Genomic DNA, 15,235 nt, shown 5'->3' with positions numbered 1-15,235 from the left:
AACTCAACTTTTAACAGTATGACCTATTTTGGTTGACGCTTGGCTGTTAACGGTTGGCTTTTAGCTTTTGACGCTTGACTTTTGACTGTTAGCGAGCGTCCCCTTCCCCTTGTCCCCTCTTAAGAACTCGGGGACAACAATTCAACCGCATCTCGTCCATCCAGGTCTTCTAAATAAACTTTTACCTGTTCTTCTTTGGCGGTGGGGAGTATTTTTCCAATAAAATCGGGGTGAATGGGAAGTTGACGATGACCTCGATCTACAAGAACAGCTAACCCAATGGTTTCAGGACGGCCATAATCGATCACGGCGTTGAGGGCGGCGCGAATGGTTCTCCCTTTATAAATGACATCATCAACTAAAACAACGGTTTTCCCCGTCAAGTCAAAGGGAATGGTGGTTTTTTCAGGAGTTCGCATTCCGACTTGATCCAAATCATCTCGATAAAACGTAATATCTAACGCACCCACAGAAACCGAAACCTGTTCTAAGACCTCAATTTGGTGAGCCAAAAGTTTCGCTAAGGGAACCCCCTTGGTATAGATTCCCAATAAAACTAAATTTTCTAAATCCCCATATTTTTCTATAATTTGGGAAGCCATTCGGTTCAGGGTTCGCCGGAGTTCAGTCGCCGATAGAATTTCAACTATTTTTGTCATATTGGATTAAAGATTAACAATCTTGAGTTTTTTAAAGATATTCAGGATTATTTTCCCAGGCCCCAAAGGATAAATCCTCCTGCAAATAATCCTAACGCGATTAAAAAACTATATCGAGTCAGTTGTAATGCGTGTTCAATTGTGGTAGATGTAATCGGTTGTTGGGGATCTCCCAATAAAGGTTTGTGTTTGATCACCCCGCGATAGGAATTTTTTCCTCCGAGTTGTACTCCTAAAGCGGCAGCATAAGCACATTCACTCCATCCGGCATTCGGACTCGGATCAAAAACCGCATCTCGTTGACAAATGTTTAAAACAGATTTAGGTTTTCCTGATAAGATAGCAATTATGATTACCGTTAATCGACAGGGAAGCCACGTTAAAACATCTTCTAATTTGGCACTAAACCATCCGATATCGTTGTAAAGTGCTTCTCGATAACCCACCATAGAATCGAGGGTACTAGCGGCTTTGTAAGCAAAAGCAAGAGGGACACTACCCACAACTGGAAATAGCGCACCAATTAGGGCATAAAATAAAGGAGCCATGACACCATCGGTGGCATTTTCTGTGACCGTTTCTAAAACGGCTCTAAGGATTTCTGACTCGGATAGGCTTTCAGTATCTCGACCCACATAACGGCTTAATCGTTGACGAGCCGTGACTAAATCTTTTTGATCAATCCAGTACAGAACATCCTCGGCGGCATCCCTTAAACTTCGACCCGCAAAACAACTGGCCAAGAGGATACTTTCTACTGCAATGCTCAAAATTGGATTCCAGGGAAATTGAACGACTAATGCTTGCACACCATATCCAATTAAAGCCGCTGTCAAGGCACTCCCTAACACGACAATCAGGGTGAGGAATACCCCTGCAATCCGAAGCATTATGGGTTGGTTTAAGTGTTTAAAGAAAAATTGCGTATAGTGAGTAATTACCCACCCCATCCCCTGCACTGGATGAAACCAACTTTGGGGATCTCCAATGAGATAATCTAATCCAGCAGCAATGAATAAAATGATCAGGGAATTAAAATCCGTCATGGACAAAGGATAAATCGAAAAGGACACTGGATCTTGGAGGAAGATTCTCGGATTCAAAATTCTCTAAACAACAAAACTTGTTTCTTCCCCTTGTGCAGCTTGCCAACTGCGAGCATCATAATAGAGATCTTCGAGGGAAATCCCATAGAGAGCCTCTTTGAGCTTTTGGTGTAAGCGATTCCACAGGGTAAAAGTTACCCAATCTTCTGCTTGTTCAATATCCGCTTGATGGCGGGGTAAAGGTTCAATGGTTTCTCCTACTGCTTCTAAGATTTGTCCTAGGGAGATTTGGGCTGGAGATTTTGCCAATTGATAGCCTCCTTGAGCTCCTCGAACTGATTCAACTAACCCCGATCGTCGCATCTCAATTAGGAGTTTTTCTAAATAAGGTGCAGGAATATTTTGGCGCTGTGCGATCGCGTTTACAGAAGTCGGCCCGATCCCCCGTTGTAAGGATAGATCGAGTAAGGCTTTAACGCTATAGTGTCCCCGTGTAGTTAACTTCATCCTCGGTAATAAAATAGATAACTTTGCAATTGAGTTTTAAAGGGTAAAGATGGTCTTGACAGATTCTACCAAGTTGAGCATACCTAAAAGGAATTCGCTACAACTCACAGGAAAATGGCAGTAATAACCCCCTCCCAAGAGTTTAGTCTGGAGTTGATAACTTCTCATCAGTCTGGACAGGTAAGTTTTCTGTTCAAAGGGGGGTTTGACTTGATGTGATGGAGATCGATACTATTCCTGACAAGCTGATAGCTGAACGTGATCGACAGGTGTTGGATGTCCCACCCTTCCACTCAACTCCTTGATCTCAATTAGATCTGTTAAAAAATTTAAGAAACAGGTGAACAATTTCGTTAATTAGTGTAATATAGTTTCTCAAGTAGCGATCTAGCTAAACCCTCTGGATGACTGAACAGCCATTCCAGAAAAAAGTCAAGACCTTTTGCAAAATATTTACAGGAACAGTTAATGGTTAAAAAGAAAAGTTCTGATCCTCAACCTCAGCCTCTGACCGGAGAAGCTTTACTCGATAAAGTCAAAGGACTTGAACATCTGAGCAAAGAAGAGAAAGCTAGAGAATGTGGTTACTACACCCTGACTAAAAACAATGTTGAGCGCGTCAACATGATGAAATTCCTGAATGCTCTAATTGATGCAGAGGGAATTGAGTTAGATGGCAAACAACAAGGAAACGGACGGGGTGGACGCTCCGCTAGTTATCGGATTAGTGTTCAGTCAAATGGTAACTTGTTAATTGGTGCGGCTTATACAAAACAAATGGATTTGAATCCTGGTGATGAATTTGAAATTTCTCTAGGACGTAAGCATATTCACCTCAAACAAGTTGAAGCCGGAGACGAAGAAGAAGAATCATAGGATTATCGTCTTCTATTTAATCCTCAGACTGAATTTAATTACTGTTGTACGCTGTTTTAACGTACAAATTTTTTAGACTGGCAATGGCTATTTTTAAGTCGCTGCCAGCTATTGTTATATTCATAAATTCGAATAAGTTGCCTGTTTTGATCGTCCCCATCTTAAATTTCCTATGGCAATCACACAGACACAGTTTGACGTATTTAGTCGAAAAGTTGGAAACTTTCTCGAAAAGTCATCCTCAAAGTTATCGTCTACGAGTTGCCCTGTTTGCGGTATTAGGGTATGCCTATAAGCTGTTGTGTATTTAAACTGTGATTATAGCATTACCTTTGTTTTTAAGTTTACGTCCCCATTTAATAGATAACTGTCCTTCATTTAAAAGCTGATGTAATAAACACTCTAGCTCATCAACTGATTTAAAGAGTCGATGAGCTATATATTCTTTAGCTGAATGCCAGACTAATTCAATTAAATTATAATCTGGACTATATGCTGGAAGAAATTCTAAATAGACATTCGGCATTTCTGCTTTAATTTTTTCTAGGTACTCTTCTTTTTTGTGAAAACTTGCATTGTCAAGAATAATCAGGATCTTAGCTCCTTTTTCTACAAATTCTTCTGCTTGATTTCCCGCTAATACCCATTCATAAATTAGCTCTTGATAAAAACTTTTTAACACTTGATAAAAATTATCTGCATTTCCTTTATCCAGAAATTCTACAAATCTTTTTTTATCCGAGTACCTCAATCCTCCCATCACATTAACTCTTCCTTTCCTCCTGTCTCCTCTAATCTGTTTCCTCTTCCCTTTTTTACACCAATTCTTTCTTTTTATCACTCTTAAATTAAATCCACTTTCATCCCAAAACCATACCTGTAATTGTTCTGGACTTTCTTTTGCTATTTTCAAATATTCTTCTATTTTATCTTTAAATAATTTTCTTTTTTCTGGATCTCTTTTCTCTTCTAAGCTATACTTTGCCCACAAATAAACATACTTTTTTTCCTTTAATATCTTTCTCACTTGTGAACTACTTAATTTGATTCCTGTGATTTGTTCTAAATAAGTTGCCAATCTTTCTCCTGTCCATCTCCCAAATTCATATCCTAATTCTTCCGGTTCTTTTTCTACTGTTTCTAATAATATCTCTATATATTTGTCTGTGGCTTTTCTATAATTTCCTTTCATTCTTTCATCTTTTAGGCTTTCTAATTTGTCAGGGTCTCCATGTACACACCAATAACATACTTTGTTTAATGAGCAGCCCAAAAACTTGGCAATTTCACTTTGCTTTTTACCATCATTTAGCAATAATAAAATCAAGATTCTTTCTCGGATTTGTCCATTTTCTTCCTCTTTCAATCTTTTCTGTAGTTTCTCTACTTGCTTTTCATTTAAATGATTTTTAGCAGGCATCTTTTGATTGATTTTTCTAAACTTGGTTTTTCATTATACCCTATTTAGATGCTTAACAGCTTATCTTTTTGATCAATACTTCGGACAGTTTTTAAGCAGCTAAAGTACCGTAAGACAGTGCAGAAGGAAAATTGGAGTGATTTAAAATCAAATTCGGGTCTAAATCGAACTTGTCAATAAAGGTAGAAATCAAATGGCGATTAAATTCCAGACGTTTATATGAAGCCATAGAAAACACAAAAGGCGAACTGGATGAGTGAGAACAATAAGATTGATATTTAGGTTTCAGTATCAAACATCTTTCAAAATGGCTTCACCATAACTCAACAGGAGATCGAGGCGATTTTGAATTTGGGTGAGGCGGGTGCGGAAGGTGGCAGATTGATGGGATGCTTGTAGAAATTTGAGATCCATTTCTAAGAGTCGCATCTGTTTATGAGTTTCCGTTAAATAGGATTGGATTTGAGACTCAACAGGGGGATCAAAATCACTCTCGTTGATCCCCATAATTTGGGTTTGAAAGGTGACTTTTGCCTGTTGAAAGGTCTGTTTTAAATCGGTAGAATCGAGAGGGGCTGAGATCAAGGTCGTGTGAAGCTGTTTCAAGGTATTTTGGAACTGATCGATCACTTGAGAGGTAGATTTTGATAACATATTGTTAAGAATTTTGTCTATATTATTAAATAATAGACAAGGATTCAGGCTTCATTCACTAGAGGTTTAGCAAAATCCGATCGCAGTACCCCCAAGACCAAATCCTGATTTTGAGGGAGATGAGCGGTTGATCCTAATCTTCAAACCTGCACTTGGGGGCAGGTTAAGCTGACCTTAAGAGAGTGGTATTGTTTTATCAAGTGCTGTTCACTTCTCAGAGTGAAGGGGCGGATAGTTGTAAATCAACTCCGTGAAACTTAACCGTTTCACCTGTTTGGATTTTCTCGTTTTTATTTGTATAAAAAAATACACAAGTCTCTGTCACGCCTGATTGTCTTATCAGTATGATTACCCTATAGGTGTAACTATCATGAATACTCAAATCCTTGCTAAAACTGACCTTGACTATGAATGTAGCATTCCTGACTGGCTGCAACAGTGCATGGAGGTTTCTAGTTCTCTGGTCAAATCTGATACCCCGTCTTCTGCCAAGAATGATTTGATTGTGCGGGCTTTTCAATTTGCCTATCAACTACACCAAGGACAGTATCGCAAATCAGGAGAACCCTATATTAATCATCCCATTGCCGTAGCAGGGTTGCTGCGGTATTTAGGAGGAGATTCTGCCATGGTGGCGGCGGGTTTTCTCCATGACATTATTGAAGATACGGAGGTGACTCCAGAAGAATTAGAACAGCATTTTGGGGCAGAAGTTCGCCATCTGGTCGAGGGTGTCACTAAGCTGTCTAAATTTAACTTTTCTAACACCACAGAACGGCAGGCTGAAAACTTCCGACGAATGTTTTTAGCCATGGCGAAAGATATTCGTGTGATTGTGGTGAAACTCGCTGACCGACTTCATAATATGCGAACGCTAGATTTTCTTCCTGAGCATAAACAGCGCAGTATTGCGTTAGAAACTCGTGAAATTTTTGCACCCTTAGCAAATCGTTTAGGGATTGGTCGGTTTAAATGGGAATTAGAGGATTTATCCTTTAAATATTTAGAGCCAGAAGCTTACCAAAATATTAAAGAATTAGTCTCTGATCGCCGTGTGATTCGAGAAGAAAAATTAGCCGAACTTGCCCAGGTTTTGCGCGATAGACTAGAGAATGCAGGAATTAAATGTTATGAAGTCACCGGACGCCCCAAACATTTATATGGCATTTATAAGAAAATGCACCAAAGACAGAAACAATTTCATGAAATTTATGATATTGCGGCGTTACGAGTCATCGTTGAAACCAACGAGGAATGTTATCGTACCTTAGCCATTGTCCATGACGCTTTTCGCCCTATTCCTGGACGCTTTAAAGATTATATTGGATTGCCCAAACCTAATCGGTATCAGTCCCTACATACTGGGGTGATTGGCAATACGGGAAGACCCGTTGAGGTACAAATTCGGACAGTAGAAATGCACCATATTGCCGAATATGGGATTGCAGCCCATTGGAAGTACAAAGAAAAAGGAAATTCTAATGGGGGCCAAGTCACAGGAATGGATGACAAATTCACCTGGTTACGGCAATTATTAGAATGGCATAGTGATTTAAAAGATGCCAAAGAATATCTCGAAAGCGTTAAAAGCAATTTAGAGTTTGATGATGTTTATGTGTTTACTCCCGAAGGAGATGTGATGGCATTAACTCATGGGGCGACCCCCGTTGACTTTGCCTATCGTATCCATAGTGAAGTGGGAAATCATTGTAAAGGAGCAAAAGTTAATGATCGCATTGTTCCCTTAGATACGCCTTTAAAAAATGGGGATATTGTGGAAATATTAACCCAGAAAAATATTCGCCCTAGTTTAGATTGGTTGAATTTTGTTAAAACCAGTGCGGCTAAAAACCGAATTCGTCAGTGGTATAAGCGATCGCATCGAGACGAAAATATTGCACGGGGACGAGAATTATTAGAAAAAGAAATGGGCAAAAATGGCTTTGAATCCTTGCTCAAATCTGAACCGATGCTTTCTGTTTCTAAGCGATGTAATTATCATAGTGTGGATGATTTATTAGCCGCCTTGGGTTATGGAGAAATCACTTTAAATTTAGTGGTGAATCGTTTACGAGATGTGGTGAAATCCCAAAGCCAAGTTCAAACAACTTCTCAAGAACTTACCACGACTTCTTTACAAGTTCCTAATTTTTCTCCTCCTTGTCCCCTTCCCTCTTCTTCTCCGAGTAATTCTCCGATTATGGGGGTTGAAGGTTTACTCTATCATATTGCTGGGTGTTGTAATCCTATTCCAGGGGAGCCGATTATCGGGGTTGTGACTCGAACAAAGGGGATTTCTATTCATCAGCAAGGATGTTCTAATACCGCAACGGTAGAAGGAGAACGGTTAGTTCCTGTCGGTTGGAATCCGAACTATCAAAGTGGTGGTCGTCCTCAAACCTATGCGGTGAATATTTCCATTGAAGTGTTAGATCGAGTAGGCGTTTTGAATGATATTTTATCCCGCTTGAAAGATAATAATATTAACGTTTGTAGCGCCCAAGTAAAAACTTTTCCTGATGCACCTGCGTTGATTGAATTAGGAATTGAAATTTGCGATCGCGAACAATTTGAACGCACTTGTACCCAAGTTAAAAACATTAGCGATGTGTTGACATTACGTCGAATTAATAGTAAATAAAACCGCAGTTTGATCAAAACCCTGGTTTCTTCAAGAAACCGGGGTTTTAGTCAACTATAAAAACGTATATTGAGAAGAAACCGCAGCTTGTCCACAGCGTTGATTGTCTTCATCTAAAAGATTCCAGATTAATACATCTTGAATTAAAAAACGTTTGCGGCTACTTGAAATTCTCACGCCTTGATAATTTCTCACAAATCCCTTAGCTTCCGTTTCAGCTAATAAACGATTTCGGGCTTCCTGTACCATCGGTTCAGCCGTTTTTCGAGAAGGCATTTGGGTTAATTCTTCCCAGGTTAATTCCCAAAGTTCTAAGGCTTTTTGATTTCCATAATTAAAAATTGGGTCAGGTTCAATGCCATGAGACACTAACACAAAAGGCGCATAAAATAATGCTTCTGCAATGGCTTCAGGGGTTCCTTGAAGGTCTAACAAGGTTTCTCCTGTCCAATATTGATAACTCCTCAACAGACGTTGAGTATGCAGAATAATGGTGTCTTGTTTCCAAGGTAAAATCATCGGATTTATCACTGGGTTCAACTAAGGTTTTCTATCAAATTCATCTATTATAGAAACATAGCGTTTACAAATCTTCATAAAATGACAACAACGACCCCCGCCAAAACAACAACCTTGTTTGATTCCCTCACCTGGGTCTGGAAAGGACACCAAATTCACTACACCGTCACAGGAAGTGGACAACCTTTAGTCCTGATTCATGGGTTTGGCGCATCCATTGGACATTGGCGTCAGAATATTCCTGTTTTAGCCGAGGGAGGGTATCAAGTTTTTACGTTAGATTTATTAGGATTTGGTGCTTCTGCTAAACCCAACCTCGATTATAGTTTAGATTTATGGCAAGAATTACTAACGGATTTTTGGGCAGAAAAAATTCAGCAACCTGCCATTTTTATTGGGAATTCCATTGGCGCATTATTGAGTTTAATGATTGTTGCTCATCATCCTGAAATTTCCTCTGGGGCTGTTTTATTAAATTGTGCAGGAGGGTTAAATCATCGCCCAGAAGAATTAAATTTACCGTTGCGGATGGTGATGGGATTCTTTACAAAATTAGTCAGTCATCCGATAATAGGGCCGTTTGTGTTTAATCAAATTCGACAAAAACATCGAATTCGCAATACATTAAAACAAGTTTATGGCAATAAAGCTGCCATTACCGATGAATTAGTTGAGTTATTATATGCTCCTTCTAATGATATTGGTGCTCAACAAGTTTTTGCCTCAATTTTAACGGCTCCTCCTGGCCCCCAGCCTTCGGAATTATTACCCCAAATTCAACATCCTTTATTAATTATTTGGGGAGAAGCTGACCCTTGGACACCGATTACAGGGGCAAAAATTTATCAAGATTTAGCCGATATTAATCCATCTGTTGAGTTTATTTCGATTCCGAATACTGGTCACTGTCCCCATGATGAACGTCCTGAACAAGTTAATACCCTTATTTTGAATTGGTTAAACCAATGCAGCTTATGATGGTTTGATGTTTAGGATGGGCGAAAAAATCCTGTAGGGGTGGCTTTTTTTCTCACCTAGATAGCTAGAGGGTTTGAAAACCAAACCCCTACAATAAAATTTATATTAAAATCGATTGAAAATTGCTTTATATAGGTTACATTACACGATATTATAAATAAATTCATCAATCAATTATTATGGGAATCGGAAACTACCAACAGCAAAAGTCATATTTTAATACCGATCAAATTTATAAACCCTTAGAAGAAATTTATGTAGATTTAGATAGCTGGACAAATGAGATTTTTGAGCCGGAATCAGAACGCTATGAAAACGTAAATTTCTCGATCATTTTGCCGCCTTTAATGTATGAAGATAAATTTATTAAAGGATTATATTTTAGTGAATCTGTTGATTTATTAAATAAAGTTTTACCTCAACTTTCTGATACATTCTTTTCAATTGCTGATTCTCGTTGGTGTTCCTATCCTTGGTCAAATACGGCGGATGCTTATTTTACCTTATATGATAATCCATCCCGTGAAACATGGTTTAGAAAAATCGACCCACAACGAGCCAATAAAATTTTAATTCCAGCTTCTCATTCTGATTTTATTCATGAATATTTAATTGCTCCTCAGCCTTTTACCGTTAAAGATATTGATGTTTTATGTGTATCTCGATTATCTCCTGTCAATAATCTCCCTATCATTGCTGAGGCGTTAAAGATTTACAAAAAAAAATATAATAAACTTTTAAAAACAATATTTATTGTAGAAGATGATTTTGATCCCAACTCTATTCATAAACTCAGTAGCGAAGCACAATTAGAATGGCAAAAAGTTAAAAATATTTTAGTGAATCCTTTAGATTATATTCAGATTATTTCTCAGGTTGACTATTATCAAGAAAGACCGCTTTATTATTCTCGCTCTAAAATTTGCCTTATAGGTTCTCTTTTAGATGGAAAAAATAGCAGTCTTGCGGAAGCGATGAGTTGTAATACTCCGGTGATTTGTTTTCAAGCCTTTAATCAATATGCTAGAGGTCAAGCTCAAATTTTTCCTCAAGGTTCAGGGTTATTATCAGAATTTGATGCTGAATTTTTAGCCGATACATTACATACAGCTTTAGATAATTTAACAACGTTTAAACCTCGGCTGAATTATTTAAAATATCAAGGACGAAAACAATTTTTTAATACTTGTTTAGATTACTTTTCCCATTATTCTAGCACGATTCCTGATTATGAGCAAGGACAAGCTTATCATAATTTATGGTTAGATTTAGCGATTCAACACAATTATCAAATTAGTCTCCATGATTTTTTGTACGGACGTTCACCGCGATCGCAAATTCAAGGATTAGTTAATATTTATAAAACCATCAACCAATGGATTAAAATTCAATCATAAAAGTTAGTCATTAGAATCATGAAAACGATTAACTATAGTAGAATTATTGATTTAAGCCATAAGATTCATCCGAATATTCCATTATGGCCTGGTGATCCTGCTGTTCAGTTTGAAACGGTGGCAGATTTTTCAACATCCGGTTATTATTTAAGACAGTTTTCGATGGGAGAACATAGCGGTACTCATCTCAATTCCCCTCAAAGTTTTTATCCAGCAGGAATGGGAGTGGAGCACTATTCTCCTGAGTCTTGTATTCTTCCCGCAGTGGTGATTGATATTCGCGAAAAAGCTATCTTAAATCCTGATTCAATTTTAACTGTAAACGATATTGAAAGATGGGAGAGTCAGCATCATCTTATTCCCGAAAATAGTATAGTTTTACTCTATACTGGATGGCAAGAAAAATGGCATGATCCGGCTGCTTTTTTAAATCTTGATGAACAGGGAAAACCCCACTTTCCAGGGTTTGGAGGTGAAGCGATTCAATTTTTAACTCAACAGCGAAAGATTCGGGGAGTTGGTATTGATAGTCATGGCGTTGATCCGGGTTTTGATGATAGTTTTACAACCAATAAACTAATTTTAAAAAACAACGGTTTTGTGTTAGAAAATCTGACAAATCTTAATCAAATTCCCCCCACAGGAATTACTTTGATCCTAGGAATTATAAAGCTTACAGGTGGTTCTGGATCACCAATTTCTGTGTTAGCCTTAATTTAAACTTCCGTGATAGCGGTCTTTCTTAACTATCAATTCGGAAATTATATTATGAGCCTTGATATTAGCACAATGTCCGTCATGGTCAGTGCAGCATCTATTTTACAATCTATTACCCTGATCTTTTTCTTCTTCCTGGCGAAGCAATATCAAGGAATTGGAATTTATGCGATTGGAACTGTATTATCAGCCATTGGGTTTTTAATTTTTCCGATTCGTCCCCTTTTTATCAATCAAGAAACAATTTTATTGAATCTTCGTTTCTTAGGAAATTCATTGATCGTTTTCTCTCAAATATTATATACCATTGGCATTATTAAGTTTTTGAATCAAAAAATTAATTCTTTCAAGCTCTTTATCAAGCCAAGCAAAATGGTAGAAATCAGGTTGTTAAAACTGAAAAAATTTAGATTAAAAATCCTTGCTTTAGAATTAAAATTGCTATAGAATAGATTAATAAATATAAAAAAATCCCCCTTTTCCTGTAAATAAAAGGGAAGATGTAGAAAAAACCTCTGCACTTATTACGCGACTTTGCGAATTTTTTGGGTACTTCTGACTAAACTTTGAGCGAATTCATCAAACCGTTGTGAGAGCTTTTCATCGATGACTTTGCCGTCAGAATTAAAGGCTTTCCAGGCTTGTCCAATGGCAACTTGCTCAGGAATTACCCACGCATGAACCCATCGCATAATCACTCGTAAATCATTGAGGGCATTGCTATTTGATTGACCCCCTAAGACACTGATTAAACCAACAACTTTATCTTCTAAATGTTCAAAACTCATCAAATCTAAGGCATTTTTTAACACACCACTGACACTACCATGATATTCAGGTGTTGCTAAAATTAAACCGTCTGCCTGTTTAACGGTTTCTTGCAGTTTTTCCACATCAGGATAGTCGGGATAGTGATCTTCACCGTTGCAAAAGGGGAGATTCAGCGATCGCAAATCCAATATTTCTACCTCTACACCCAACACTTCGACTCGTTTCGCTACTTCCATCAGCGCTTGATAACTATGGGAACCCGGACGCAAACTGCCTGCGAGTCCTACGATTTTAACCATAATGGGGATCTCCTGGTTTTATAATGTACTCATAACGACTTCGCTTAATTAAACAATAGCATAGCTAAATCAAAACGGGTACAGAAACCCAGTTTCTTCAGTCGTCAACCGATCAACCCAACGTCGGAGCGTTAAACTAGATTTACCCCCACTTCTGTTAAAAGTTGGGAACATAGCAACAGGAAAAGGTAGAGTTATTTTATGAAGAGGTCTTGGATCAAAGCCTGGATGGGATGGCCAGATGCCAAACAGATCGTCCCCCAAAAAACCATCATCGCCAAACGACTAGGGCGAATTTTAGGCAGTTGGATGATGGCTCAGGGTCTACTCTTGGGGACTCCAGCATTTGCCAATAATACCCCAAAAACCCTAACCTATAGTCAACTGTTGCAGAAAATTGAGGCTGGGGAAGTCCAAAAAATTGAAGAAGATCCCTCGCGACAAATGGCAAAAGTCACCTTGAAGGGAGACAAAGACAAAAAGCCATCGTCGGTGTATTGGGTTTCTCTGTTTGAACAAAACCCGGAATTAATGCGGGAAATTCGGGCGAATAATGTTGAGTATGAAGTTAGCCCTACGGCGGACAATAGTGCAGCCATGGGGTTAATTATCAATATGCTGATTATTTTTGGCGTATTGGCATTTTTATTAATGATTCTGCGACGGTCTACCCAAGCATCGGGCCAAGCGATGAATTTTGGCAAATCCAGGGCGAGATTCCAAATGGAAGCCAAAACCGGCATATTATTTGAGGATGTAGCCGGGGTTGAAGAAGCCAAGGAAGAACTGCAAGAAGTCGTTACCTTCCTGAAGCAACCGGAAAGGTTTACAGCCATTGGGGCGAAAATTCCCAGGGGGGTGTTGTTAATTGGGCCACCGGGAACCGGAAAAACTCTATTAGCCAAAGCCATTGCTGGGGAAGCCGGAGTTCCGTTTTTCAGCATCTCTGGGTCAGAATTTGTGGAGATGTTTGTTGGGGTCGGTGCTTCACGGGTGAGGGATTTATTTAGAAAAGCTAAGGAAAATTCCCCTTGTTTAATTTTTATTGATGAAATTGATGCGGTCGGACGTCAACGTGGCGCTGGAATTGGGGGGGGAAATGATGAACGAGAACAAACCCTGAACCAATTATTAACAGAAATGGATGGGTTTGAGGGTAATACCGGAATTATTGTCATTGCTGCTACGAACCGTCCTGATGTTTTAGATGCGGCGTTATTACGTCCGGGTCGATTTGATCGACAAGTCATGGTCGATTTACCCAGTTTTAATGGTCGTTTAGGCATTCTTAAAGTTCACGCTCGCAATAAAAAGTTATCGGATGAGGTTTCTTTAGATGCGATCGCCCGTCGTACCCCTGGATTATCCGGTGCAGATTTAGCCAATTTACTCAATGAAGCGGCTATTTTAACCGCCCGACGGCGCAAAGAAGCCATTACACCTTTAGAAATTGATGATGCCATTGATCGGATTACCATTGGGTTAGCGTTAACGCCATTATTAGATAGTAAGAAAAAACGTTTGATTGCCTATCATGAAATCGGACACGCTTTATTAATGACATTGTTGAAAAATTCCGATCCCTTAAATAAAGTCACCATTATTCCCCGTTCTGGAGGCATTGGGGGCTTTGCTCAACAAATGTTCAATGAAGAAATGGTCGATAGTGGCTTATATACAAAATCCTGGTTAATTGATCGAATTACCATTTGTTTGGGAGGACGAGCCGCTGAAATGGAAGTTTTTGGGGATGCGGAAGTTACCAATGGCGCCACGAGCGATATCCAAACCGTGACTAATTTAGCACGGGAAATGATCACCCATTATGGAATGTCAGATTTAGGATTAGTAGCCTTAGAAAGTCCATCGGGAGAGGTGTTTTTAGGGCGAGGATTTCCCTCTCAATCCGAATATTCTGAAGAAGTCGCCACCCAAATTGATCACCTGATTCGATCTCTAGCCAGTGAATGTTATGAACAGGCGCGAGCAATTATTCGGGAACATAGAATGCTCATTGATCAGTTAGTGGAATTATTGTTAGAGGTGGAAACCTTAGATGGTGAACAATTCCGACAACTGGTTGCTGAAAAAACTCCCCTTCCAAAGCGTCAGTTAGCAACCAGAAGTTAACTTTATCGGGTTGTTTTCTTACTTCTGGAACACTGATTTAACCTCTCCCCTAGCTCTTCTGTTACTAGGAAAGCAGCTTAGGGGCAGAGGTGATACTAATACTAACCTATTGTTTGGATAGTCTCTTGACCCGCTATCGAGAATCTCTCAATCTTGAAACTGCGATCCTTATGTACGTTCAGATCCACCATCCGGATCTGACTGTTCTCATAAGTACGAAAATAGTATTGTTTCAGTTGGAGGTCACTCGCGCTTGTCCAGAGTGTGTAATCTGCTGGGACAAGGGTTGTTCCTGTTTCCTCTACGATATGTTCATGTTCACGAGCCACACCCTTCGGAATATCGAAGTTGTTGAGGATATGAAACGCCTGTAAAATTGCGTCTTTACCTGTGGCTGCGTGAAAAGATTCTCCCTCTCCCTTGTCATTGTATCCCTGACTGAATGCTTCACTGACTGATTGACTATATGCCACGGCTCTTACGAAGCGTGAAGGGGGTGTAAAATCACCTGGTATTCCGAGCATTCCCGAACCCTGTCCGAATGGAGATAGCTGAACTGACCCTAGTTTGAAACCAGAAACATTTGTGAACGAGAAATTCACATATCCCTCTTCTGTCACT

The 15,235-nt window shown here is 39.1% G+C and carries 16 protein-coding genes; 7 read left to right on the top strand and 9 right to left on the bottom strand.

Features of this window, described 5'->3' with window-relative positions; translation table 11 throughout:
* Window positions 1-119 precede the first annotated feature (119 nt).
* The 3 genes from pyrR to NMK36_RS17845 form a co-directional block, all read right to left on the bottom strand.
* Window positions 120-659: a bifunctional pyr operon transcriptional regulator/uracil phosphoribosyltransferase PyrR gene (pyrR, locus tag NMK36_RS17855; RefSeq protein ID WP_072719614.1), complete on the bottom strand. Its 540-nt coding sequence runs from the start codon at window positions 657-659 to the stop codon at window positions 120-122.
* 47 nt (window positions 660-706) lie between these two features.
* Window positions 707-1,705: an adenosylcobinamide-phosphate synthase CbiB gene (gene cbiB, locus NMK36_RS17850; protein WP_072720057.1), complete on the bottom strand. Its 999-nt coding sequence runs from the start codon at window positions 1,703-1,705 to the stop codon at window positions 707-709.
* A 63-nt stretch (window positions 1,706-1,768) separates the two neighbouring features.
* Complete coding sequence (locus NMK36_RS17845) at window positions 1,769-2,212, bottom strand: Rrf2 family transcriptional regulator (RefSeq protein ID WP_072719613.1); 444 nt, start codon at window positions 2,210-2,212, stop codon at window positions 1,769-1,771.
* 468 nt (window positions 2,213-2,680) lie between these two features.
* Between NMK36_RS17845 and NMK36_RS17840 the strand changes: the two genes are divergently transcribed.
* Window positions 2,681-3,088, top strand: a complete 408-nt coding sequence (locus NMK36_RS17840) for an AbrB family transcriptional regulator (RefSeq protein ID WP_072719612.1) — start codon at window positions 2,681-2,683, stop codon at window positions 3,086-3,088.
* Between the two features lie 307 nt (window positions 3,089-3,395).
* On the opposite strand, the gene NMK36_RS17835 is transcribed toward NMK36_RS17840, so the two are convergent.
* The 3 genes from NMK36_RS17835 to patD all read right to left on the bottom strand — a co-directional run bounded on the left by NMK36_RS17835 (window position 3,396) and on the right by patD (window position 5,162).
* Window positions 3,396-4,508: an IS630 family transposase gene (locus NMK36_RS17835; RefSeq protein WP_254172743.1), complete on the bottom strand. Its 1,113-nt coding sequence runs from the start codon at window positions 4,506-4,508 to the stop codon at window positions 3,396-3,398.
* A 91-nt stretch (window positions 4,509-4,599) separates the two neighbouring features.
* Window positions 4,600-4,737: a hypothetical protein gene (locus tag NMK36_RS17830; RefSeq protein WP_254174316.1), complete on the bottom strand. Its 138-nt coding sequence runs from the start codon at window positions 4,735-4,737 to the stop codon at window positions 4,600-4,602.
* A gap of 62 nt (window positions 4,738-4,799) precedes the next feature.
* Complete coding sequence (gene patD, locus NMK36_RS17825; protein WP_193869621.1) at window positions 4,800-5,162, bottom strand: heterocyst frequency control protein PatD; 363 nt, start codon at window positions 5,160-5,162, stop codon at window positions 4,800-4,802.
* A 370-nt stretch (window positions 5,163-5,532) separates the two neighbouring features.
* Here patD and NMK36_RS17820 point away from each other — a divergent pair, with 370 nt between their 5' ends.
* The gene (locus NMK36_RS17820; protein ID WP_254174315.1) at window positions 5,533-7,803 is read left to right on the top strand and encodes a RelA/SpoT family protein; all 2,271 of its coding nucleotides are present in this window, start codon (window positions 5,533-5,535) and stop codon (window positions 7,801-7,803) included.
* 54 nt (window positions 7,804-7,857) lie between these two features.
* On the opposite strand, the gene NMK36_RS17815 is transcribed toward NMK36_RS17820, so the two are convergent.
* Window positions 7,858-8,322, bottom strand: a complete 465-nt coding sequence (locus NMK36_RS17815; RefSeq protein WP_254174314.1) for an MEKHLA domain-containing protein — start codon at window positions 8,320-8,322, stop codon at window positions 7,858-7,860.
* An 81-nt stretch (window positions 8,323-8,403) separates the two neighbouring features.
* On the opposite strand from NMK36_RS17815, the gene NMK36_RS17810 reads away from it, so the two are divergent.
* The 4 genes from NMK36_RS17810 to NMK36_RS17795 all read left to right on the top strand — a co-directional run bounded on the left by NMK36_RS17810 (window position 8,404) and on the right by NMK36_RS17795 (window position 11,861).
* On the top strand, window positions 8,404-9,300 hold the full coding sequence (locus NMK36_RS17810) for an alpha/beta fold hydrolase (protein ID WP_254174313.1): 897 nt from the start codon (window positions 8,404-8,406) through the stop codon (window positions 9,298-9,300).
* A gap of 179 nt (window positions 9,301-9,479) precedes the next feature.
* On the top strand, window positions 9,480-10,697 hold the full coding sequence (locus NMK36_RS17805; protein WP_254174312.1) for a glycosyltransferase: 1,218 nt from the start codon (window positions 9,480-9,482) through the stop codon (window positions 10,695-10,697).
* 18 nt (window positions 10,698-10,715) lie between these two features.
* Window positions 10,716-11,417, top strand: a complete 702-nt coding sequence (locus NMK36_RS17800) for a cyclase family protein (RefSeq protein ID WP_254174311.1) — start codon at window positions 10,716-10,718, stop codon at window positions 11,415-11,417.
* Window positions 11,418-11,465: 48 nt separating this feature from the next.
* Window positions 11,466-11,861: a hypothetical protein gene (locus tag NMK36_RS17795; protein ID WP_254174310.1), complete on the top strand. Its 396-nt coding sequence runs from the start codon at window positions 11,466-11,468 to the stop codon at window positions 11,859-11,861.
* Window positions 11,862-11,938: 77 nt separating this feature from the next.
* Here NMK36_RS17795 and NMK36_RS17790 read toward each other — a convergent pair whose 3' ends face one another.
* On the bottom strand, window positions 11,939-12,484 hold the full coding sequence (locus NMK36_RS17790) for an NADPH-dependent FMN reductase (RefSeq protein WP_254174309.1): 546 nt from the start codon (window positions 12,482-12,484) through the stop codon (window positions 11,939-11,941).
* A gap of 228 nt (window positions 12,485-12,712) precedes the next feature.
* Here NMK36_RS17790 and ftsH point away from each other — a divergent pair, with 228 nt between their 5' ends.
* Window positions 12,713-14,614: an ATP-dependent zinc metalloprotease FtsH gene (gene ftsH, locus NMK36_RS17785; protein WP_438822841.1), complete on the top strand. Its 1,902-nt coding sequence runs from the start codon at window positions 12,713-12,715 to the stop codon at window positions 14,612-14,614.
* A 101-nt stretch (window positions 14,615-14,715) separates the two neighbouring features.
* On the opposite strand, the gene NMK36_RS17780 is transcribed toward ftsH, so the two are convergent.
* Entirely contained in the window at window positions 14,716-15,234 is a 519-nt protein-coding gene (locus NMK36_RS17780; protein WP_254174308.1) for a linear amide C-N hydrolase, read from the bottom strand.
* Between the last annotated feature and the right edge of the window lies 1 nt (window position 15,235).

The sequence above is a fragment of the Planktothrix pseudagardhii genome (genome assembly GCF_904830925.1).
Taxonomy (GTDB): domain Bacteria; phylum Cyanobacteriota; class Cyanobacteriia; order Cyanobacteriales; family Microcoleaceae; genus Planktothrix; species Planktothrix tepida.
Note: the sequence above shows the minus strand (reverse complement) of the source record. Positions and strands in the feature narration are given on the sequence as shown.